The 20,252-nt window shown below is 66.7% G+C and carries 24 protein-coding genes; 14 read left to right on the top strand and 10 right to left on the bottom strand.

Going from position 1 to position 20,252, the window contains the following annotated elements; translation table 11 throughout:
* The first annotated feature begins 463 nt into the window (after window positions 1-463).
* The 6 genes from AC1DTF_RS14545 (at window position 464) to AC1DTF_RS14570 (ending at window position 4,773) form a co-directional block, all read left to right on the top strand.
* Entirely contained in the window at window positions 464-709 is a 246-nt protein-coding gene (locus AC1DTF_RS14545; protein ID WP_477474573.1) for a redoxin NrdH, read from the top strand.
* A gap of 33 nt (window positions 710-742) precedes the next feature.
* Window positions 743-1,195 (top strand): class Ib ribonucleoside-diphosphate reductase assembly flavoprotein NrdI, encoded by a 453-nt coding sequence (gene nrdI / locus AC1DTF_RS14550; protein WP_057166227.1) that lies wholly within the window; start codon window positions 743-745, stop codon window positions 1,193-1,195.
* Window positions 1,162-3,330, top strand: a complete 2,169-nt coding sequence (nrdE, locus tag AC1DTF_RS14555) for a class 1b ribonucleoside-diphosphate reductase subunit alpha (RefSeq protein ID WP_477474574.1) — start codon at window positions 1,162-1,164, stop codon at window positions 3,328-3,330. Before nrdI ends, nrdE begins: the two co-directional genes overlap by 34 nt.
* 142 nt (window positions 3,331-3,472) lie before the next feature.
* On the top strand, window positions 3,473-3,901 hold the full coding sequence (locus tag AC1DTF_RS14560; protein ID WP_057166229.1) for a VOC family protein: 429 nt from the start codon (window positions 3,473-3,475) through the stop codon (window positions 3,899-3,901).
* Window positions 3,902-3,935: 34 nt separating this feature from the next.
* Complete coding sequence (locus tag AC1DTF_RS14565) at window positions 3,936-4,574, top strand: hypothetical protein (protein WP_477474575.1); 639 nt, start codon at window positions 3,936-3,938, stop codon at window positions 4,572-4,574.
* Between the two features lie 34 nt (window positions 4,575-4,608).
* Entirely contained in the window at window positions 4,609-4,773 is a 165-nt protein-coding gene (locus AC1DTF_RS14570; RefSeq protein WP_200962090.1) for a hypothetical protein, read from the top strand.
* Here the strand turns inward: AC1DTF_RS14570 and AC1DTF_RS14575 are convergent.
* Window positions 4,751-5,230, bottom strand: coding sequence for a hypothetical protein (locus tag AC1DTF_RS14575; protein ID WP_477474576.1), 480 nt, complete (start codon window positions 5,228-5,230; stop codon window positions 4,751-4,753). The genes AC1DTF_RS14570 and AC1DTF_RS14575 overlap by 23 nt on opposite strands.
* The gene (locus AC1DTF_RS14580) at window positions 5,230-5,616 is read right to left on the bottom strand and encodes a DUF5997 family protein (protein ID WP_477474577.1); all 387 of its coding nucleotides are present in this window, start codon (window positions 5,614-5,616) and stop codon (window positions 5,230-5,232) included. The genes AC1DTF_RS14575 and AC1DTF_RS14580 overlap by 1 nt, the downstream gene beginning before the upstream one ends.
* Window positions 5,617-5,657: 41 nt before the next feature.
* Between AC1DTF_RS14580 and AC1DTF_RS14585 the strand changes: the two genes are divergently transcribed.
* Entirely contained in the window at window positions 5,658-6,371 is a 714-nt protein-coding gene (locus AC1DTF_RS14585) for a LysR family transcriptional regulator substrate-binding protein (protein WP_477474578.1), read from the top strand.
* A 3-nt stretch (window positions 6,372-6,374) separates the two neighbouring features.
* Here the strand turns inward: AC1DTF_RS14585 and AC1DTF_RS14590 are convergent, their stop codons facing one another.
* Genes AC1DTF_RS14590 through AC1DTF_RS14610 form a run of 5 tightly spaced genes read right to left on the bottom strand, consistent with a single transcriptional unit; the run spans window position 6,375 to window position 11,910 of the window.
* Window positions 6,375-7,358 (bottom strand): ornithine cyclodeaminase family protein, encoded by a 984-nt coding sequence (locus AC1DTF_RS14590; RefSeq protein ID WP_057166235.1) that lies wholly within the window; start codon window positions 7,356-7,358, stop codon window positions 6,375-6,377.
* A gap of 28 nt (window positions 7,359-7,386) precedes the next feature.
* Window positions 7,387-8,313, bottom strand: coding sequence for an ABC transporter permease (locus tag AC1DTF_RS14595; RefSeq protein WP_477474579.1), 927 nt, complete (start codon window positions 8,311-8,313; stop codon window positions 7,387-7,389).
* Window positions 8,310-9,380: an ABC transporter permease gene (locus AC1DTF_RS14600; protein WP_477474580.1), complete on the bottom strand. Its 1,071-nt coding sequence runs from the start codon at window positions 9,378-9,380 to the stop codon at window positions 8,310-8,312. Before AC1DTF_RS14600 ends, AC1DTF_RS14595 begins: the two co-directional genes overlap by 4 nt.
* The gene (locus AC1DTF_RS14605) at window positions 9,377-10,909 is read right to left on the bottom strand and encodes an ABC transporter ATP-binding protein (RefSeq protein ID WP_477474581.1); all 1,533 of its coding nucleotides are present in this window, start codon (window positions 10,907-10,909) and stop codon (window positions 9,377-9,379) included. Before AC1DTF_RS14605 ends, AC1DTF_RS14600 begins: the two co-directional genes overlap by 4 nt.
* Window positions 10,910-10,923: 14 nt before the next feature.
* Complete coding sequence (locus AC1DTF_RS14610) at window positions 10,924-11,910, bottom strand: BMP family protein (RefSeq protein ID WP_477474582.1); 987 nt, start codon at window positions 11,908-11,910, stop codon at window positions 10,924-10,926.
* Between the two features lie 169 nt (window positions 11,911-12,079).
* Here AC1DTF_RS14610 and AC1DTF_RS14615 point away from each other — a divergent pair, with 169 nt between their 5' ends.
* Entirely contained in the window at window positions 12,080-12,793 is a 714-nt protein-coding gene (locus AC1DTF_RS14615) for a GntR family transcriptional regulator (RefSeq protein WP_477474583.1), read from the top strand.
* Between the two features lie 5 nt (window positions 12,794-12,798).
* Here the strand turns inward: AC1DTF_RS14615 and AC1DTF_RS14620 are convergent, their stop codons facing one another.
* Genes AC1DTF_RS14620 through AC1DTF_RS14630 form a run of 3 tightly spaced genes read right to left on the bottom strand, consistent with a single transcriptional unit; the run spans window position 12,799 to window position 14,884 of the window.
* Window positions 12,799-13,215 (bottom strand): VOC family protein, encoded by a 417-nt coding sequence (locus tag AC1DTF_RS14620; RefSeq protein WP_477474584.1) that lies wholly within the window; start codon window positions 13,213-13,215, stop codon window positions 12,799-12,801.
* 37 nt (window positions 13,216-13,252) lie between these two features.
* Window positions 13,253-13,660, bottom strand: coding sequence for a VOC family protein (locus AC1DTF_RS14625; RefSeq protein WP_477474585.1), 408 nt, complete (start codon window positions 13,658-13,660; stop codon window positions 13,253-13,255).
* Between the two features lie 39 nt (window positions 13,661-13,699).
* Window positions 13,700-14,884: a geranylgeranyl reductase family protein gene (locus AC1DTF_RS14630; RefSeq protein ID WP_477474586.1), complete on the bottom strand. Its 1,185-nt coding sequence runs from the start codon at window positions 14,882-14,884 to the stop codon at window positions 13,700-13,702.
* 169 nt (window positions 14,885-15,053) lie between these two features.
* Between AC1DTF_RS14630 and AC1DTF_RS14635 the strand changes: the two genes are divergently transcribed.
* The 6 genes from AC1DTF_RS14635 to AC1DTF_RS14660 all read left to right on the top strand — a co-directional run bounded on the left by AC1DTF_RS14635 (window position 15,054) and on the right by AC1DTF_RS14660 (window position 20,124).
* Window positions 15,054-15,797 carry a TetR/AcrR family transcriptional regulator gene (locus tag AC1DTF_RS14635; protein ID WP_057166244.1) on the top strand — a complete coding sequence of 248 codons (744 nt, stop codon included), beginning with the start codon at window positions 15,054-15,056 and terminating at the stop codon, window positions 15,795-15,797.
* Between the two features lie 100 nt (window positions 15,798-15,897).
* Complete coding sequence (locus AC1DTF_RS14640; protein WP_477474587.1) at window positions 15,898-17,382, top strand: flavin-containing monooxygenase; 1,485 nt, start codon at window positions 15,898-15,900, stop codon at window positions 17,380-17,382.
* A gap of 49 nt (window positions 17,383-17,431) precedes the next feature.
* The gene (locus AC1DTF_RS14645) at window positions 17,432-17,947 is read left to right on the top strand and encodes a nuclear transport factor 2 family protein (protein WP_477474588.1); all 516 of its coding nucleotides are present in this window, start codon (window positions 17,432-17,434) and stop codon (window positions 17,945-17,947) included.
* Between the two features lie 142 nt (window positions 17,948-18,089).
* The gene (nrdF, locus tag AC1DTF_RS14650) at window positions 18,090-19,052 is read left to right on the top strand and encodes a class 1b ribonucleoside-diphosphate reductase subunit beta (RefSeq protein WP_057166246.1); all 963 of its coding nucleotides are present in this window, start codon (window positions 18,090-18,092) and stop codon (window positions 19,050-19,052) included.
* An 11-nt stretch (window positions 19,053-19,063) separates the two neighbouring features.
* The gene (locus AC1DTF_RS14655; protein WP_477474589.1) at window positions 19,064-19,684 is read left to right on the top strand and encodes a nucleotidyltransferase domain-containing protein; all 621 of its coding nucleotides are present in this window, start codon (window positions 19,064-19,066) and stop codon (window positions 19,682-19,684) included.
* 107 nt (window positions 19,685-19,791) lie between these two features.
* Entirely contained in the window at window positions 19,792-20,124 is a 333-nt protein-coding gene (locus tag AC1DTF_RS14660) for a hypothetical protein (RefSeq protein ID WP_057166248.1), read from the top strand.
* The last annotated feature ends 128 nt before the right edge of the window (window positions 20,125-20,252 follow it).

The raw sequence follows: 20,252 nt of genomic DNA on the forward strand, positions 1-20,252 counted from the left end.
CACAGATGGTGTCGGCAGCCGGGCGCCCGTCGCCACTTCGGTGATTTGCTACCCGGCGTCGGGCCGCGGATCCGCGCGAGCCGGTCGGCGGGGCGCGTGGACCCGGACCTCGAGGTAGCCGACACACCCCGAATTGTGACGTGCGACACGCCGGTGGACGCGCCGCCCCAATGGTTACGACCTGGGAATTCCACGAATGTTGTTCAGAACATCTTGTATCTCTTCGGTTTGTCGGACACTAGGTGTAGTGTCTGACGGACCGCGAGGCCCCAAAGCTTCAGGAGCCGGCGGAGCAGGATTCGAAAGCGTGTCGGTGGCCCCGTACACAATGGATCCGGCTCTCGAGATCCGGAATTTCCGGGCCCCGCGGTCCGCTGAAACTCAGAGGAAAGCAGTACCCGGTGAGTTGCCGGTCCCGATACAAGCTCAACCCCTTCCACACCACACAGGAGCCGTGCCGCAGATGACCGTCACCGTGTACACCAAGCCCGCGTGCGTGCAGTGCAATGCCACCTACAAGGCGCTGGACAAAGAGGGCATCGCCTACGAGAAGGTCGATATCAGCATCGACGCCGAAGCCCGGGATTACGTCATGGCGCTCGGCTACCTGCAGGCGCCCGTCGTGGTCGCAGGCAACGACCACTGGTCGGGTTTCCGTCCGGACCGGATCAAGGCGCTCGCCGGCACCACGGCCGCCGTCACGGCCTGACCCGACGGATCCGGCGACAGCGAGGAGGAGACCATGAGTCATCTCGTGTACTTCTCCAGCGTGTCGGAGAACACCCACCGCTTCGTGCAGAAGCTGGGCTTTCCCGCCGACCACGTCACCCGGATCCCGCTGCACGGCCGTATCGAGGTGGACCAGCCGTTCGTGCTCGTCCTGCCGACGTACGGCGGGGGCAGGGTCAGCCCCGATATCAACAGCGGGGGCTATGTCCCCAAACAGGTCATCGCATTTCTGAACAACGAGCACAACCGGTCGTTGATCCGCGGCGTCATCGCCGCCGGAAACAACAACTTCGGTGAGGAATTCGCCTACGCGGGCAATGTGGTGTCCGCCAAGTGCGGCGTGCCCTACCTCTACCGCTTCGAACTCATGGGAACCCCGGACGACGTGGAATCCGTCCGTGCGGGCTTGGAAGACTTTTGGAAGGAACAGACGTGCCACCAACCGTCACAGCTGCAGAGCCTGTAACCACGGGCGCTCATGCGCTCCCGGGGGAGACGGACTACCACGCGCTCAACGCGATGCTCAACCTGTACGACAAAGACGGCAACATCCAGTTCGACAAGGACCGGGAAGCCGCCAACCAGTACTTCCTGCAGCACGTCAACCAGAACACGGTGTTCTTCCACAACCAGGACGAGAAGCTCGACTACCTGGTCAAGGAGAACTACTACGAGCGCGAGGTGCTCGACCAGTACTCGCGGAACTTCGTGAAGTCGCTGGTCGACCGCGCCTTCGCCAAGAAGTTCCGGTTCCCGACCTTCCTGGGTGCGTTCAAGTACTACACGTCCTACACGCTGAAGACCTTCGACGGGAAGCGCTACCTGGAGCGCTTCGAGGACCGCGTGGTCATGGTGGCGCTGACGCTGGCCGCCGGCGACACCGACCTGGCCGAGAAGCTGGTCGACGAGATCATCGACGGACGGTTCCAGCCGGCCACCCCGACGTTCCTCAACTCGGGCAAGAAGCAGCGCGGTGAGCCGGTGTCCTGCTTCCTGCTGCGCATCGAGGACAACATGGAGTCCATCGGGCGCTCCATCAACTCGGCCCTGCAGCTGTCCAAGCGCGGCGGCGGAGTCGCGTTGCTGCTCACCAACATCCGTGAGCACGGCGCACCGATCAAGAACATCGAGAACCAGAGCTCGGGCGTCATCCCGATCATGAAGCTGCTGGAGGACTCGTTCTCCTACGCCAATCAGCTGGGTGCGCGCCAGGGTGCCGGTGCGGTGTATCTGCACGCGCATCACCCCGACATCTACCGGTTCCTCGACACCAAGCGCGAGAACGCCGACGAGAAGATCCGGATCAAGACGCTCTCCCTGGGCGTGGTCATCCCGGACATCACCTTCGAACTGGCCAAGAAGAACGAGGACATGTACCTGTTCTCGCCGTACGACGTCGAGCGCGTCTACGGCGTGCCGTTCGCCGACATCTCGGTCACCGAGAAGTACTACGAGATGGTCGACGACGCGCGGATCCGCAAGACCAAGATCAAGGCGCGCGAGTTCTTCCAGACGCTGGCCGAGCTGCAGTTCGAGTCCGGCTACCCGTACATCATGTACGAGGACACGGTGAACCGGGCCAACCCGATCGCCGGCAAGATCACCCACAGCAACCTGTGCTCGGAGATCCTGCAGGTCTCCACCCCGTCGGAGTTCAACGAGGATCTGTCCTACGCCAAGGTCGGCAAGGACATCTCGTGCAACCTGGGCTCGCTGAACATTGCCAAGGCGATGGACTCGCCGGACTTCGCGCAGACCATCGAGGTGTCCATCCGGGCGCTCACCGCGGTGAGCGACCAGACCCACATCTGGTCGGTGCCCTCGATCGAGCAGGGCAACAACAGCTCGCACGCCATTGGGCTGGGGCAGATGAACCTGCACGGCTACCTGGCCCGCGAGCGCATCCACTACGGCTCCGAAGAGGGCGTGGACTTCACCAACATCTACTTCTACACGGTGCTCTACCACGCCCTACGCGCGTCGAATCTCATTGCCATCGAACGGGGTTCACGGTTCGGCGGGTTCGAGCAGTCCAAGTACGCCTCGGGTGAGTTCTTCGACAAGTACACCGACCAGCTCTGGGAGCCGGCCACCGACAAGGTGCGAAAGCTGTTCGCCGACGCGGAAATCCACATCCCGACCCAGGACGACTGGAAGCTGCTCAAGGAGTCCGTGCAGAAGCACGGCATCTACAACCAGAACCTGCAGGCCGTGCCGCCGACCGGTTCGATCAGCTACATCAACCACTCGACCAGCTCGATCCACCCGGTGGCCAGCAAGATCGAGATCCGCAAGGAAGGCAAGATCGGTCGCGCCTACTACCCGGCGCCGTACCTCACCAACGACAACCTGGACTACTACCAGGACGCGTACGAGATCGGGTACGAGAAGATCATCGACACCTACGCCGCGGCCACCCAGCACGTGGACCAGGGCCTGTCGCTGACGCTGTTCTTCAAGGACACCGCCGATACCCGTGAGGTCAACAGGGCGCAGATCTACGCCTGGCGCAAGGGAATCAAGACGCTGTACTACATCCGTCTGCGCCAGATGGCCCTGGAGGGCACCGAGGTCGAGGGTTGCGTCAGCTGCATGTTGTAGCGCTCGCGTAGCCAGAAGCAGGCCAGGGGACACGTCCCCTGGCCTGCTTCTCTTATGTCTGTGGCGATGAGTTCCGGAGCCCCGCCCGGTCTATCCATTGACGGCGCCCGCTCCCGGACGCCGTGGACCACAGGAGCCCCCGATGCACACCACCCTCTTCGTGAACCTGCCCGTCGCCGACCTGGAGCGCTCGCGAAAGTTCTTTGCCGACCTCGGCTACTCCTTCAACGCGACGTTCTCGGGACCTACCGCGGTGACAGTCGTGTTGGGCCGGAATCAGTTCGCGATGCTGATACAGCGCGATGCCTTCGACGCGCTACACCCGTTCGAGACCGCGGCACCCTCGGTGAAGGAGTGCGTGATCTGCCTGGGTGTCGAGAGCCGAGAGTGCGTGGACGGGTTGGTGGACCGTGCCCTCGCCGCGGGCGCTGCGGCAGGAGACTGCGAGGACCACGGCGATATGTACGGCCGCAGCTTCACCGACCCGGACGGGCACTCGTGGCAGATATTCTGGATGGACCCGGCCGCCGTCGAGGCTGGCGCCGAGGAGTTGGACGCCGCGGTGGGGTGACGGGGCTGAATGCGCGGTGTGGAACCATCCGTCCATGAGCACGACGGGAACCGAACCGGACGCACCACGACCTAACCATCGGGTCAAGTACGCGATGGCCGTCGCGGTGTCGGTCGTCGTGGCCATCGCCGCGGTGGTCGTGGTCGTGGTCGTCGGAGACGTTCCGGGCCGGATCAGCCGTGCGCTAGGTGGCGTCTCGAGCGAGCCCCTGTACTCCGCGCAACGGCTGGACGCGGAACTCGACGTGGTGCGCGCCCAGCTCGGCGAGCTGCCCATGCGGCGGGTGGACGTGACGTCCAACCTGATCTCGGTCGAGGCCGTCGCCGCTGACGGTCAGCTTCACAAGTACTGGGTGCGCGACGGCGAGGTGGAGGACGTGGACTCGATCGCCGACCTGCATGCCGGCGAGACGGCGTTCACAGCGGCGGACCTGTCGGGGCAGCGGATACGCGCGGCAGTGGCCGATGTCCGCAGTCTCGGCAAGCCCGGCGACATCGAACTGGTCTCCTACATTTTCCGTCCGAGTCATCCGCTGTCGGTGGCCGTGTGGATACGGCACGACCCGGTGAGCTCGGTGCTGCACTTCGATCCGCGCGGCGGTTCCGCCGTGGTGCGCGAGGAGTCGATCGAGACCGACGAACACACCTCATCGTTCGGCGGTTGCTGGTGTTGACCAGGCGGTGGCCGGAGTGCGCGATGATGTCCCGGTGTCGACCACCGTTGAGGCGATCCTCATCACCGCCCTGGTATTCGGGATCGTCGCCGCGATCTTCGGCGTGATCTACGTCTGGGACAAGTGGGGCAAGGGTTCTCGACTGGAGCAGCGTGTCGATCGCTTCTTCGATCGCCTCAGCGACCTGTTCGACCGGTAGGCCGCCCCGGGTAGCCGGCGTACCCCAAGGCGATCGCGATGGCGGCGAACTTGAGTGAGGCCGCGACCTGGGCGCGACGCGCATTGGCCGGGATGTCCCGCCGGTCGAGCACGCGCAGCAGCGCCACTCCCTCGATGGCGTCGGCCGCGACGGCACCGGCGACGATGCCCGGTACCCATGCCGCGTGACCCCGGCGTCGCCGGCGTCGGTCGACGAGCAACCCGAGCAGGATTCCGTAGCTGCTCATGTACCCGAAGTCCAGCCGCATGGACTGGCGGGCTGCGCGCCGGCCGTCCGGGCCCCAGCGGCCCATGATGGCCTCCGCTTTGGCGGCAGTGCCCGCGAGCTCGAGCGGGATGACTCCCGGTCCGCCTGCGGCCTGCATCCGACGGTCCAACCGCATCATCACCGCGGTATAGCCGACGAACACGGCCGCGGCCGCGGCGATCCGGTTCATCAGCTCTTGCGCGGCTTGTCCGCCTGCAGCGCCTTCACCCGGCGCTCCTCGCTCAGCACCGCCTGGAAGCTCTCGCGTTCGGCGACCAGCCAGTCCGGCTTCTCCTCGAGCAGCGCAGTGATCTGCGCGGTGGTGAGCGCTTCGGTGACCCCGCCGCGGGCCAGGCCGGCGATCGACACGCCCAGCTTGGCTGCCACCAGGTTCTTCGGGTGCGGCCCGTTCTTGCGGAGGTCCTGAAGCCACTGCGGCGGCTCCTCCTGCAGTGCTGCGAGTTCGCCGCGGGTGATCGCGTTCTCCTGGAATTCCGCAGGCGTCGCAGGGAGGTACACGTCCAGCTTCTTCGCCGCGGTGGCGGGTTTCATGGACTGCGCGTTGGGCCTGCTCATGACCAGAGCTTATCGATGAGGACCAGCGGTAGCCTGATGCGGTGCCCCAGCCCTCGCTGACCCTCGGCTACGTCCCGGGAGGGACGCCCGCGAAGTGGGCCCGGACCTGGGCGCAGCGCCACCCCGATGTACCCCTGCACCTGCGCACCGTCGCCGCGGCCGACGCCGCCGACCAGGTGCGCACCGGTGCCGTCGACGTCGTGGTGCTGCGGCTGCCCGCCGACACCTCGGGGCTGTCCGTCATCCCGCTCTACGAGGAGAACACGGTGGCGGTGGTCCCGGCCGATCACCTGCTCACGGCCGCCGACACGATCACCGCCGCGGACCTCGACGGTGAGCCGACCCTGCGTCCGCTCGACCACGTCGTCGACTGGGCGGACGCCCCTGGTGCCCCGGTCGTACACCGCCCCGAAACCACAGAGGACGCAATAGAACTCGTGGCCACCGGGATGGGTACGCTCATCGTTCCGCAGTCGCTGGCCCGGCTGCACCACCGCAAGGACCTGACGTTCCGCCCGATCACCGACGCGCCCACCTGCCCGGTGGCGCTGGCCTTCGCCGACGGACCGCAGTCCGAGCTCGTCGAAGAGTTCATCGGGATCGTGCGCGGCCGCAAGCCGAGTTCGTCGCGCGGACAGGCCGAGTCGGCACCGAAACGCACCGCCCGGGAAAAGACACTCGCCAAACAGGCCGCCCGCGCCGCCGCGGGAAAGGTCGCCCGTAAGCCGGGACCGGCCAAGCGCGGCCGCCGCTGACGCTCAGGCCGACAGGTCCAGCGTCGTCCCGATTCCCCGTGCGGTGGCACGCTCGACGAGCGTATGTGCGGTCACCAGGTCCTGCAGCCCGATGCCGACCGAATTGAACAGGGTGATGTCGTCCTCGCTGTGCCGGCCCCGCCGCGCATCGATGATCACCTCACCCAGTTCGACGCTGACATCGGCCTCGGACAGCTGGCCCTCCGCGATGGCCAGCAGTACGTCACCGGACTTGGCCAGCGCGGTCGCTCGGCTGTCGACCACCAGGCGCACCGAACCCATTCCGGCGCCGTCGATCTCGCGGTGATCGGCGCGCGGCGGTGCCCCGACGGCATTGAGGTGCAGGCCGGGCCGGAACCAGGCGCCGTGCACGATCGGCTCCTTGGAGGGTGTCAGCGTGCAGACCACATCGGCCGCGGCGAGCACCTGCCGCGGGGATTCGGCGTATTCGACGCTCAGATCCAGATCGGCCACCCGGCCGCGGAACGCCTCCACGGTCGCCGGGTTGCGTGACCAGACGAGCACCTTCTCCACCGGGCGCACCCGCGCGATGGCCCGGGTGTGCTCGACGGCCAGGGTTCCCGCCCCGATCAGACCGAGAGAGCTGCTGGTCTCGCGGGCCAGGTGCGCGGTGGCCACCGCACTGGCCGCCGCCGTCCGGACCGCGGTGATGAGCCGGCCGTCGAGCACCGCGCGGCATTCGCCGGTCTCGGCCGACATCAGCAGGATGGTGGACCGTTGCGTCGGCAACCCGCGGTCGCGGTTGAACGGCATGTCCGACAACATCTTCACCGCGCTGGATCGCTGCCGCGAGGAGGTGGCCGCCATCGGTAGCGCGGCCCCGCCGCCGTCCAGTGCCAGGTTCGCCGGTGCCGGATTGCCTGCGGTGCCGGCCGCCAGATCCGCGTGGGCGCGTTCGACGGCATCGTAGACGCCCGCCCGGTCGATCAGGGCGTTGATGTCGGAGTGGGTGAGAACGAGGGTCATGGGAGGTCCTTGGTAGAAAGGGCGGGGGTCAGACGCGGCCGACGTAGGGGACCGTCAGGCAGGACGGTGCGGTGCGGCCGCCGACGAATCCGCTGATGGCGATCAAGGCGATCAGGTAGGGCAGCATCACCAGGACCGCATAGGGGATATCGACCCCGACCGCGGGCAGCGCGAACTGCATCGCCCGGGCGACACCGAAGAACAGCGCGGCCCATAGGATTCCGGTGATCTTCCAGCGGCCGGCGATGACGGCGACGACGGCGAGGTAACCCATTCCGGCGGTCATGTTCTCGCTGAAGGAGCGCACCTCTGACAGCGCGAGCTGAGCACCGGCCAATCCACCGGCACCCGAGGCGATGAGCACCCCGAGCGCCCGGGTCCGGTTGACCGCGAGCCCGGTCCATCCTGCCGAGGTGGCGTCCTCACCGACCGCGTCGATCCGGATACCGGCCATCGTGCGGGCAGAGAAGACCACGGCGAGCACGACGATGGCCCCGATGCACAGGTAGCCGAGCAGGGTCTGGCCGAACACGGCGGGGCCGATGACGGGCAATTCGCTGAGCACCGGGATCCGGATGTCGGCGAAGGCAGCCACGTTCTGCCCCTTGCCGTCGGCGAGCAGAATCCGCGCGCCGAAGGTGGTGAGTCCCAGCGCCAGCGCGTTCGCCGCGATGCCGACCACGATCTGATCGGCGCGGAATCGCACGCTCAGCAGTGCCTGACCGAGCCCGAACAGGAGGCCGGCGAGCAGCCCGGCGAGTGCGCCCGCGACGGCCGATCCGGTGCTCACCGAGCCGAGGACGCTGGCGAACGCGCCGGTCAGCATCATGCCCTCCATGCTGAGGTTGAGCACTCCGGCCCGCTCACTGATCGATTCGCCGCTCGCGGCGAGCAACAGCGGGATCGCGAATGCCACACCGCTGGAAACTATTTCGGTGAGCATGGCGATGTTCATACGGCTACTTTCTGAGCGGAGGGCCGGGTGGTGGTCGTCCACCAGGCTGCGCCGGCGATCACGATGATCAGGACGCTCTGCACGACGGTGATGGTGGAGGACGGGACCCCGGCGGCCAGTTGCAGGTTGATGCCGCCGGACACCAGGAATCCGAACAGCAGGGAGACCGCGGCGACGGCGGTCATGGATCCGCGAGCGAGCAGGCCGACCACCAGCCCGGCGAACCCGAAGCCCGAGGAGAACCCGTCCGCCAGGATGAACGGCGCGGTGGTGACCAGGCAGCCGCCGGCCAGCCCGGAGAAGGCCCCCGCGGTGGTGAGTCCGAGGACGGCGGTGCGGTCGACCTGCACACCGAGGCGCGCCGAGGCGGCCCCGGACAGCCCGACCGCGCTCAGACGCAGTCCGGCGGCGCTGTGTCGCAGCATGATTCCGACGGCGGCCACCAGAATGACGGCGAGCACGATGGCGATGGTCGCCGGATTCTTGGCCAGACCCAGCACCGGGAGGTGAGCCGAGGCGGCCAGCGGCTCGGACTGCGGAAGTGTCTCCGAGGACGTCATGGGCTGGCGCAGCAAGGAAGGTTCCTGCACCATCAGCACCACCAGCGCCAGGCCGACGAAGTTCAGCAGCAGCGTGGTGATGATCTCGCTGGTGCCCCGTTTCACCCGCAGCCAGGCGGCGACCGCGGCCCATCCGGCGCCGGCCAGTGCCGCGGCCGTCAGCGTGGTGAGCACTCCGATCGGCGTCGGTATACCCGCCGGCATCGCCACCCCGACCGCGGTGGCGGCGATGCCGCCCAGGCACAGCTGACCCTCGCCGCCGACGTTGACCAGCCCGGCCCGGTAGGCGATGGTGAAACCGGCCGCCACCAGCATGAGCAGAGCCGCATTGTTCAAGGATGTGCCGATGGCGAACGGCGATCCCAGGGTGCCGTCGACGAGTGCGTCGACGACGTCGGCGGGTCCGGCGCCGGCGGCAGCGGCCAGGACGAAGCCGACAAGCGCCGCGATGACCATGGCGGCCAGCGCCACCACCACCGGGTGGCGGGGGTGCAGGGTCGGCGTCATGTGCTCACTCCCGTCATGAGGGTGCCGATTTCGTGTGCCGCCGTGTCGGATTGCGTGGGCACCGAGCCCAGCAGCCGGCCCCGGTAGGCGACGACGATCCGGTCGCACACCGCGATCAGTTCGTCGATCTCACTGGAGGTGACCAGTACCGCGGCCCCGTCATCGGCGGCGGCGCGCAGCCGGTCCAGCACGAACGCGACCGCGCCGGCGTCGAGGCCGCGGGTGGGCTGGGCGGCCACCACCACCCGCAATCCGGCGGTGGACAGCTCACGCGCCAGCACCACCTTCTGCTGATTGCCCCCCGACAGCGATCCGATCGGTGCGTCGGGTCCCGGTGCGCGAATGGAGAACTCGGTGATGGCGGCGGCCGCGTCCGCGCGCATCCGCGTGCGGTCGAGCAGTCCCCAGCGCCGGTAAGCGGACAGCCGGGGCATGGCGATGTTCTCCGCGATGGACAGGGCACCGATGATGGCCTCGGCGTGGCGGTCTTCGGGGATCACCGCGACACCGCCGGCGGTCCGATCCGCGGGGGTCGCGGTGGTCAGGTCGGCACCGTCGATGTGTACCGAGCCCGCGTCCGCGGCGAGGGCGCCGGAGAGCACCGAGGTCAGTTCGGACTGCCCGTTGCCCTCCACGCCGGCGATGCCGACGATCTCACCCCGCCCGACGGTGAGGTCCACCTCGTCGAGTGCGGTGCTCCCGTCGGCCCGGGTGACGCGCAACCCGCTGATCTGCAGCACCGCGTCGCCGCCGGCGCCACGGCGTGATCGGGGAGCGACGGCGCGGTCCAGCGGTTCGGTATCGCCGAGCATCAGCTCCAGCAGGGTGGACATGCCCATCTCGGAGACCCGGCCGCCACCGACGACGGTGCCGCCGCGCAGCACCGTGGCCTCATCGGCGGCGCGGGCCACCTCACCCAGTTTGTGGGTGATCAGCACGACGGACTTTCCGTCGGCGGTCAGAGCCGCGCAGGTGGCGATCAGCGCATCGATCTCCTTCACATCGAGCACCGCGGTGGGCTCGTCGAGCAGGATCAGCTGCGGGTCACGCAACAATGCCTTGACGATCTCGACCCGTTGCCGCGCACCGACGGTCAGCCCGCCGACGGTGGCCTTCGGGTCGACACGCAGCCCGTAGCTGTCGGCGATGCGATCCAGATCGGTGGCCAATTGAGCGCGCGGCGGGCGGAACCCGTCCCGGCCGAGCAGCAGATTGTCCGCGACGGTCATGGTGGGGATCAGCGAGAAATGCTGATGGACCATCGCCACCCCGGCCTGCAGGGCGTCGGCGGGGTTGCGCGGGCGGTACTCGTTGCCGCCCAACGTCATACTGCCGGTGTCGGGGGAGACGGTGCCGTAGATGCTGTTGCACAGGGTGGACTTGCCCGCCCCGTTCTCGCCCAGAATGCAGTGCACCGAGCGGGGCTTCACGTTGAGCGTGACGCCATCCAGGGCGCGGACCGGGCCGAAGGACTTGCCGACGCCGCTCATGGCGAGCAGTGCGGTGCGTTCGGGAGCTGTGGTGGTCATCGGTGCCGGCTCACTCAGTACGGTGTGACACTGCCGGCGACGATCGCCGCCTGGGCATCGGTGACGGCGGCGGCGACCGCGGGATCCGTTGTGCAGGTCAGAAACTCGCTACCGCCCTTGTCAGTGGTGACACCGAAGGGCACCTGCACGGCGGTCCAGCTGCCGTCGAGCACCGAGGACACCGCGTATTCGATCTCGGTGCCGATATCGGTGCGGACATACCCCGCGTAGACGCTGTCGGTGCATTCGCCGGGGATCGGGCCGCCGTTGAGCCGGTTACCGGATTCCTTGGCGGCCTGTTCCATGCCCTGCTTGCCGAGGTTGACGATCTGGCCGAGCACATCGGCGCCGCCGGCGTAGGCGGTGCCGGCGGCCTGCTTGGCCTTCGCCGGATCGTTGAAATCACCGACGTATTGCGGGTTCAGCACGGTCACGTCGGGGCGGACGAAGCGTGCGCCGTTGCCGAAGGCGGTGGCGGCGTTGACGATGGCGGGCAGTTCGACGCCGCCGACGAAGCCGACCGTGCCGGTCTTGGACGCCGCGGCGGCAGCCGCGCCGGAGAGGAACTCGGCTTCGGCCTGCTGCGGGTCGTAGTAGGCGAGGTTCGGCAGCGGCTCGGCGTCCGAGGGGCCGCCGATCTCGACGAACTTCACGTCCGGGAACTGCGGGGCGACCTTGCGCACGTCGGCGTCGGTCTGCCCGCCCACCGAGATCACCAGGTCGTTCTGGGAGGCGAACCGCTGCAACGCCTGCTGATAGTCGGCAGCGGCCACCTGTTCGACATAGCTGGCGTCGATGTTGTCGCCGTGGGTGGCCTGGATGCGTTGGAAGCCTTCATATCCCGATTGCATGAAGCCGGTGTCGTTGACGGATCCGGGCAGGAACACCCCGACGGACAGTGCGTCGCTGTCGGCGGCGTCGCCGGAGGAGCCGCAGGCGGTGGTGGCCACGGCGAGCGCTCCCGCGGTGGCCAGGGCAAGGATTTTCGGCAGGGTCTTCACGGATTCTCCTGGTCTCGGTGGCTACCGGTTAGCGGTATACCGTTACGCAGAAGCATCGAGCCCGGCCATTTCGGTGCGGTTAAACGAATGTAAGGATCGAGTTAATGGTATACCGCTATTGAGGCGTGGGTTAAGCTCGACGGCAACGCCGACGGGAAAGGCTCAGGAAGTGACCTCAGTTGTTGCGCACAGTCGAAAGCCGTTGCGCGAACATGCCTATGACGAGTTGCGGGCCCGCATCGTCGGCCTGGAACTGGCACCCGGCACCCGGCTGATCGAGCGTGATCTGGCCGAAGAGCTCAAGGTGTCGCGCATCCCGTTGCGTGAGGCGATGCAGCGACTCGCCCAGGACGGACTGGTTGTCGTGGTGCCCCGCCAGGGTGCGATCGTGTCACCGTTCACCGTCGACGATGTCCGGGATCTTTTCGATGTCCGGGAGAGCCTGGAAGTGCTGGCCGCCCGGCTGGCCGCCGAGCGGGCCGATCAGGCGGGTCTGGATCTGCTTGCCGCGCAATTGGATACCGCACGGAGGGCGACCGAGCGCAAAGACGGCCCCGCCATCGCGGCCGCCAATGCCAGGTTTCACGTGATCATCGTCGATCTGGCGGCCAACCCGCTGCTGGAGTCGCTGCTGGAACCGCTTCAGGCGCGGGTGCAGTGGCTGTTCCATCTCACCAGCGATCGTGACGCCCACGTCCAGTGCCACGAACATGAGGAGTTGCTGGCCGCGATCGCTGAGCACGACCCCGACCGGGCTGCCGCGTCGGCGTTCCATCATGTGCACTCCGGTCGCGCGCACAGCTTGGAGCTGGCAGCGCAGTGGTCGCGGGTGGAGATCGACCCGATCGAGCTCACCAAGAGCCGGCGCCGCGGCGCGGGATAGGGACGTCAGATCGTCAGTGTGCCGTCGGAGTTGATGGTCCACTCCGGGTTGAGCGCGACTTCCCAGACGTGACCGTCGGGGTCGGCGAAGTATCCCGAATACCCGCCCCAGAACACCTTTTCGGCCGGTTTGAGGATCGTCGCGCCGGCGGCTTCCGCCTCGGCCAGCACGGTGTCGACATCGGCCTCGGTGCGCTGGTTGATCGCGATGCTGATACCGCTGAACCGGCCGTCGATCGGATGGTGGGCGTCTTGGGCGAGATCCGCGCGGCCGAACAGCGCCAGGGCGATGCCGGCGAGCTGATAGAACACCACTCCCTCGGGCGCGGCCTTGGGTTTCCAACCCAGACCCTGCTCGTAGAAGGTGCGGGCCCGGTCGAGGTCGTCAACGCCGAGCGTGATCAAGCTGATGCGTTGTTCCATGCTCCGCAGGTTACGCATGCCCCCCGACAAGCACGCCTCACCAGCTGTCGGGCTGGCCGGGGAGGTAGGTGCCGATCGACCACTGCCGGCCCTCGGGGTCGAGCAGCTCCACCCGGAAGTTGCCCCACGCCGTGGTCTCGGGAGCGACGAGAACCGTGCTTCCGGCGGCGACCGCGCGCTGGTGAATGACGGTGACCTCGGCGTCGTCGACCACGACGTACAGACCCGAACCGACGCAGTCGCCCTTGGGGGCGGGCACGTCGTAGCCGCGGTCGTCGTGCTGCACACACAACACCGCGTCACCGCGGCGCAACTCCACATGAAAGAGCTGGCCGCCCTCGCCGAAGCTGCGCACCACCTCGAACCCGAGAACGCCGGTGATCCAGCGCACCGCTGCCTCGGGGTGGCGGTAACAGATGAACGCGGTCGGCTGCCCAGTCGTCATGGCTCAGGTGTACCCCTCACCCCCGACACCGGGCAGTGACTACTTCACCTTGTGCTGAGGCCCCTGTGCCTTCTTGTACAGCGCCCTGAGCATCCGATCCCGGAACGCGGCATTGTCGATGAGCTTGATGCCGGCGTCGGCGACCTTCGGGTAGCCGATCAGCTTGTGCATGTAGCGGCCGCGCTTGTATTCCTTGCCCCACGCCGCTTCCATGCGCTGCGCGTAGTTCGTGAAATCGTCGGGACCGCCGTTGTTCAACGCGGCGACCGCACACTCGCCGGCGGCCAGACCGGACTCGAGGGCCTTGGAGATGCCCGCCCCGGAGGCCGGCTTCCCGGCACCCAGTGAGTCGCCGGTGAAGAGCACGCCGGGTCGCCACGGCGGCCAGGCGGTGAAGCCCATCGGCAGTCGCCAGGCCCGTACGCTCTTGTTCTTCTTGAGCTCCTCGATGGGCGGGGCTTCCCACTCGGCGGGCAGGCCGCGCAGGAACTCACCGAGGAACTGGGTGGCGTTGATCGACTGCCAGTTCTTGTAGCTGTTCACGTAGCCCAGGCCGATGTTGAAGATGTTCCCGCCCATCGGGAAGACCCAGCCGTAGCCCGGCAGCTGATCACCCTGGAACAGCAGCTTCAGATAGATGTCGAGGCTGTCGTTGTCGGGCCGGTTGAGGTGCATCTCGGAGCGGATGGCGATCGCCGAGTAGCCGTTGTACTCCGAATCCAGCTTGAGGGCGCGTTTGATGGGGGAGTAGGCGCCGTCGGCGGCGATGACCGCGTCGCCGAGCACCTTCTCGCCGCTCTTGAGCACCACGCCGACCACGCGGCCGGTGGCATCGAATTCGGGTCCGGCGACCTCGGCGCTCTGACGCACTTCGGCGCCGGCGGATTCGGCGTGCTTGAGCAGCACGGTATCGAGGTGCTCGCGACTCACGGTGTGACCGTGATCGGGCATTCCCGGGCGGCGCGGGAACGACAGCTCCCATGCGCTGGGGCTGAACACCGTCACCTTGTTCACCCGGTGGTAGGTGGCGACCTCGTCGGCCAGGCCCATCTTCTGCAGGTAGCTCACGGCGCGTGCGGTCAACCCGTCACCGCACGGTTTGGATCGGGGGAACTCGGCCTTGTCCAGGACGACGACACGCGCGCCGGCCTGGGCGGCCTGCCACGCGGCGGCCGAACCTGAGGGGCCCCCGCCCGCGATCACAACGTCGTATCGGGCAGTCATTGTCTCGTCTCGATGAGGTGGGCTGTGGACCTTTGGATGTTACCGAAGCAACGTGCAGGCCGCCGGTTGGCGGAATCTCGGCCGGGGGTTACCCACTCACGGTGCGGGCCAAACCGCCCGCACGGCCCGGCAGTCTGACCAGGTCAGCATCGCCCGGTACAGTGAGCGGGTGCGCAGACCATCGCTTCCGCTGCCGGGACAGCCCGGCGTGAAGGTCGATGCGCGCAGCGAACGTTGGCGTGAGCACCGCAAAAACGTCCGGGCGGAGATCGTCGAGGCCGCCTTCCGCGCCATCGACCGCCTCGGCCCCAACGTGAGCGTGCGCGAGATCGCCGAGGAGGCGGGCACCGCCAAACCAAAGATCTACCGCCACTTCACCGACAAGTCGGACATGTTCGCTCAGATCGGCGAGCGCATGCGAGACATGTTGTGGGCTGCGGTCATCCCGTCCATCGATATCGAGTCCGACTCGGCGCGCCAGGTCATCGGCCGCGCCGTCGAGCACTATGTCGAACTGGTGGAACAGCATCCGAACGTGGTGCGTTTCCTGCTGCAGGGCCGTTTCGCCGATCAATCCGCTGCCGCGATGACCACCGTCAACCGGGGACGCGACATCACCCTTGCGATCGCCGAGATGGTCAGCGGTGAGCTCAGTGAGATGGATCTCAATCCCGCCGTCTTCGAACTGGCCGCCTTCGCGCTGTTCGGCACGGCGGCATCGGCCACCGACTGGTGGCTGGGCGGCGACGCCGACAGCCCCCGCAGGATGCCCGCCGAGGAGTTCGTCGCTCATATGACGACGATCATGATGGGTGCGGTGAACGGCACCGCCGAACTGATGGGCGTCCAGATCGATCCCGATCAGCCCATTCACGACGCGGTGCGCCGCCAGGAGCCCGCGCAGCAGGCCTGACCGGAACTCCGCACCCACCTGGGGCGTTGACAGTTGTTATCCGCTGCCGGAAGACTGAAAAGTATCCGGTACCGGCGTTCCCAGGAAAGGCGTTGACGTCATGTCTGCCATCACCACCCGCGCACTGATCATCGGTTCTGGATTCTCCGGACTCGGCATGGGGATCGCGCTGAAGAAACAGGGCGTCGACTTCCTGATCCTGGAGAAGGCCGATGAGATCGGCGGTACCTGGCGCGACAACACCTACCCCGGCTGCGCGTGTGACATCCCGTCGCACATGTACTCGTTCTCGTTTGAACCGAAGGCCGATTGGACCCACATGTGGTCCTTCCAGCCCGAGATCTTCGACTATCTCAAGGGTGTCACCGACAAGCACGGCCTGCGTCGCAGTATCCGGTTCGGCACCCACGTCGACCGTGCGCACTGGGACGAGGACGAATCGCGCTGGCATGTGTTCGATACCGCCGGCCAGGAATACATCGCGCAGTTCCTGGTCTCCGGTGCCGGCGGACTGCACATCCCGCTGATCCCCGACATTCCCGGAGTCGACGAATTCGCCGGTGCGGCTTTCCATTCCGCGCAGTGGGATCACGATGTGGACATCAGGGGCAAACGGGTCGCGGTGATCGGCACCGGCGCCAGTGCCATCCAGATCGTGCCGGCCATCGTCGAGGACGTCGCCGAATTGCAGCTCTACCAACGCACCCCGGCCTGGGTGATGCCGCGGCCCAACAACGCCTTCCCGCAGTGGATGCGCAACGTGTTCCGCCGGGTGCCCGGTGTCCGGGCGCTACTGCGCGCCGGCATCTACTGGATTCATGAGGGCGTCGGCTTCGCCATGACCAAACAGCCCCGGTTGCTCAAGATCGGTGAGCTGATGGGTAGATGGAATATCAAGCGCAGCATCAAAGATCCCGAACTGCAGCGCAAGCTCACCCCCGATTATCGGGCCGGATGCAAGCGAATCCTCAACTCCGACACCTACTATCGTGGGATCGCGAACCCGAAGGCCAGTGTGATCACCGAGCGGATCGAGCGGGTGACCCCGAGCGGTGTCCGCACCGTCGACGGGGTCGAGCATCCGGTGGACGTGTTGGTGTGGGCCACCGGATTCCACGTCACCGACTCCTACACCTACGTGGACATCAGGGGCGCCGACGGTGAGGATCTGGTGGACCGCTGGACCTCCGAGGGGATGGCGGCCCACCGCGGGATCACCGTCGCCGGGATGCCGAACCTGTTCTTCCTGCTCGGACCGAACACCGCGCTCGGGCACAACTCGGTGGTCTTCATGATCGAGTCCCAGATCCGTTACGCCGCCCAGGCCATCGCCGCGGTGGACAAGGCGGGTGCCGTCGCACTGGCACCGAGCCGCCGCGCGCAGGACGAGTTCAATGCCGAGCTGCAGCGCGACCTGGCCGGCACCGTGTTCAGCACGGGCGGTTGCCAGAGCTGGTACATGGACTCCCATGGCGTCAACCGCACCCTGTGGAGTGGCATGACCTGGCAGTACTGGCTGGCCACGCGCACGTTCAAGCCCTCGGAGTACCGCTTCACCAGTCGGCCGCAGACGGTGCGTTCCTAGGAGAACCGCGGCCTCCCAGGCGCATTGAGACCCTCCTAGCGTCGGTGTCATGACATCGATGACACGGTTCACCCTGTGGGTCCTCGGCGCTCTGGCGGCGACCCTGATGCTCGGATGCAGTAGCAACGCCGAGAATTCGGCACGCGACGGCCAGCAGCAGCGCAACGCCGAGCTGGTGCGCGACGCGTTCGCGCGCGGAGTGGGAGACCAGGACAGCTTCTATGCGATCCTCGCCGACGACGTGGAGTGGACGGTGGCGCGCGCGAACGAGCCGGCCACCTACGCCACCCGCGCGGAATTCCTGCGCGACGGTGCCGGTCCCATCGTCTCCCGGCTCACCGGCCCCATCCAGGCCGAGGTCCGGGAACTGATCACCGAGGGCGACGTCGTGGTGGCCCGCTGGCGCGGCACCGCCACCGCGCTCGACGGGCGCCCGTACGTCAACGACTACGCCTGGGTGATGACGATCCGCGACGAGCGGGTGGTGCGGGTGACCGCGTATCTGGACCTGGTGGCGTTGCAGGAGATGCTCGACAGGGTCGCCCCGGCGGCCGGCTCATCATGATCAGTGGCGACACGCCAGAAACACAACATCTCGTACAGCTCGGCGATGTCGCACACCAGTTGTAGTGTTGGTGTCGTCGCGGGATACATCCCGGCGAAAGCACAAAAAGCCAGGTGAAATGGGGTCCAAGGTGTCCGATGGAATGAAGCTGATCGACCGCGTCTCGGCCATCAACTGGAACCGTCTCCAGGACGACAAAGATGCCGAGGTGTGGGAGCGGCTGACCGGCAACTTCTGGTTGCCCGAGAAGGTGCCGGTCTCCAACGACATTCCGTCCTGGGGCACCCTCAACGAGCACGAGAAGCAGCTCACCATGCGGGTCTTCACCGGCCTGACCCTGCTGGACACCATCCAGGGCACCGTCGGGGCCGTCGCCCTGATCCCGGATGCGCTGACCCCGCACGAGGAAGCCGTCTACACCAACATCGCGTTCATGGAGTCGGTGCACGCCAAGAGCTACAGCAACATCTTCTCCACGCTGTGCTCGACCGCCGAGATCGACGAGGCGTTCCGCTGGTCGGAGGAGAACCCGAACCTGCAGCGCAAGGCGCAGATCGTGATGGACTTCTACAAGGGTGACGACCCTCTCAAGCGCAAGGTCGCCTCCACCCTGCTGGAGAGCTTCCTGTTCTACTCGGGCTTCTACCTGCCGATGTACTGGTCCAGCCGCGCCAAGCTCACCAACACCGCCGACATGATCCGGCTGATCATCCGCGACGAGGCCGTGCACGGCTACTACATCGGCTACAAGTACCAGAAGGGCCTGGCCCTGGTCGACGACGCCCGCAAGCAGGAACTCAAGGACTACACCTACGAGCTGCTCTTCGAGCTCTATGACAACGAGGTCGAATACACCCAGGACCTCTACGACAGCGTCGGCCTGAGCGAGGACGTCAAGAAGTTCCTGCGCTACAACGCCAACAAGGCGCTGATGAACCTCGGGTATGAGGCGCTGTTCCCCAAGGACGAGACCGACGTCAACCCGGCGATCCTGTCCGCGCTGAGCCCCAACGCCGACGAGAACCACGACTTCTTCTCGGGCTCGGGGTCGAGCTACGTGATCGGCAAGGCCGTGGTCACCGAGGACGAGGACTGGGACTTCTGAGCCGTCGGTAGGTGGCAGGCCGGATACTTTCCGACGCTGAGATCGATGACGCGTGGCGGCCGTGGACTCCCGACGAGGTCGCCCGGCGACTGTCATCGGTCACCGCCCCGTGGTGTGTGGCCGCGGGGTGGGCACTGGAACTGTTCTCCGACTCGGCGGCCCGCCCACACCACGACCTTGAGATAGCCGTGCCCGCCGCTCGGTTCGAGGAGATCGAGGCGGCGCTACCGGGATTCGCCTGGGATGTGGTGGGCGACGGCCAGGTATGGCCGTACCCGCAGGAACGGGCGAACCATTTCCAGACGTGGCTGCGCGATCCTGAAAACGGCCACTATCACCTCGACGTGTTCCGGGAACCGCACGTCGCTGACCGTTGGGTCTGCCGCCGCGACCCGGCGATCACCCTGCCGTACAGCCAGCTGATCCTGCGTACCCACAGCGGTATCCCGTATCTGGCGCCCGAGGTGGTGCTGCTGTTCAAGGCCAAGCACCTGCGACCGAAGGACCAGGCCGACTTCGCCCAGGTCTTACCCGCCATGGATCGCGAACGGCGGTCCCGGCTGGGTGGCTGGCTTCACCGGATCCATCCCGGGCACCGGTGGATCCCCGACCTTTCACAGCAAAGTCTGTGACAGCGCTGGGCGTTGTGACGTTTCACCGGGTGAACTCGGTATCAGTGTGCTAGACACGCAAGCGGAATCAGCATGCCGCTAATGGCGCCGACGACTGGAGAACCGATATGACCGAGCCCGTCAGCGCTGCCGAAATCGACGGTGTCGTGCCGCCGGCCGAGCCCAAGAAGTCGAACTGGCGATTCCTCGTCGACGCGCTCAAGCCGTCTACGGTCTGGAAGATGGCTGACGGCCAGCCCGTGGTGCTCAAACAGTTCGTCCAGTTCTGCCTGATCATCGTCTATCCCGGGTGGGTGCTCGGCATCCTGGGCTGCCTTGCCGTCTATGGCCTGTTCTACATCACCGTCTATCCGGTGCTGTGGGTGCTGTTCTGGCCGATGCGGGCCTGGATGAAGAAGAACCGCCCCGAGGAATACGCCGAGAGCCAGCGCAAAAAGTAGCCGGTTACCGTCGGCGTTTGGTGTCGCACCTCAGCGGGCATTCTTCTTACCAAGTTCACGGCCTTTGTTGAGGGTCCTCAATGATCCGAAGCGGAGTCTGGAACGCAGACGGTGAGAAAGCCGCTCCT

The organism is Mycobacterium sp. P4_H6 (genome assembly GCF_056400845.1).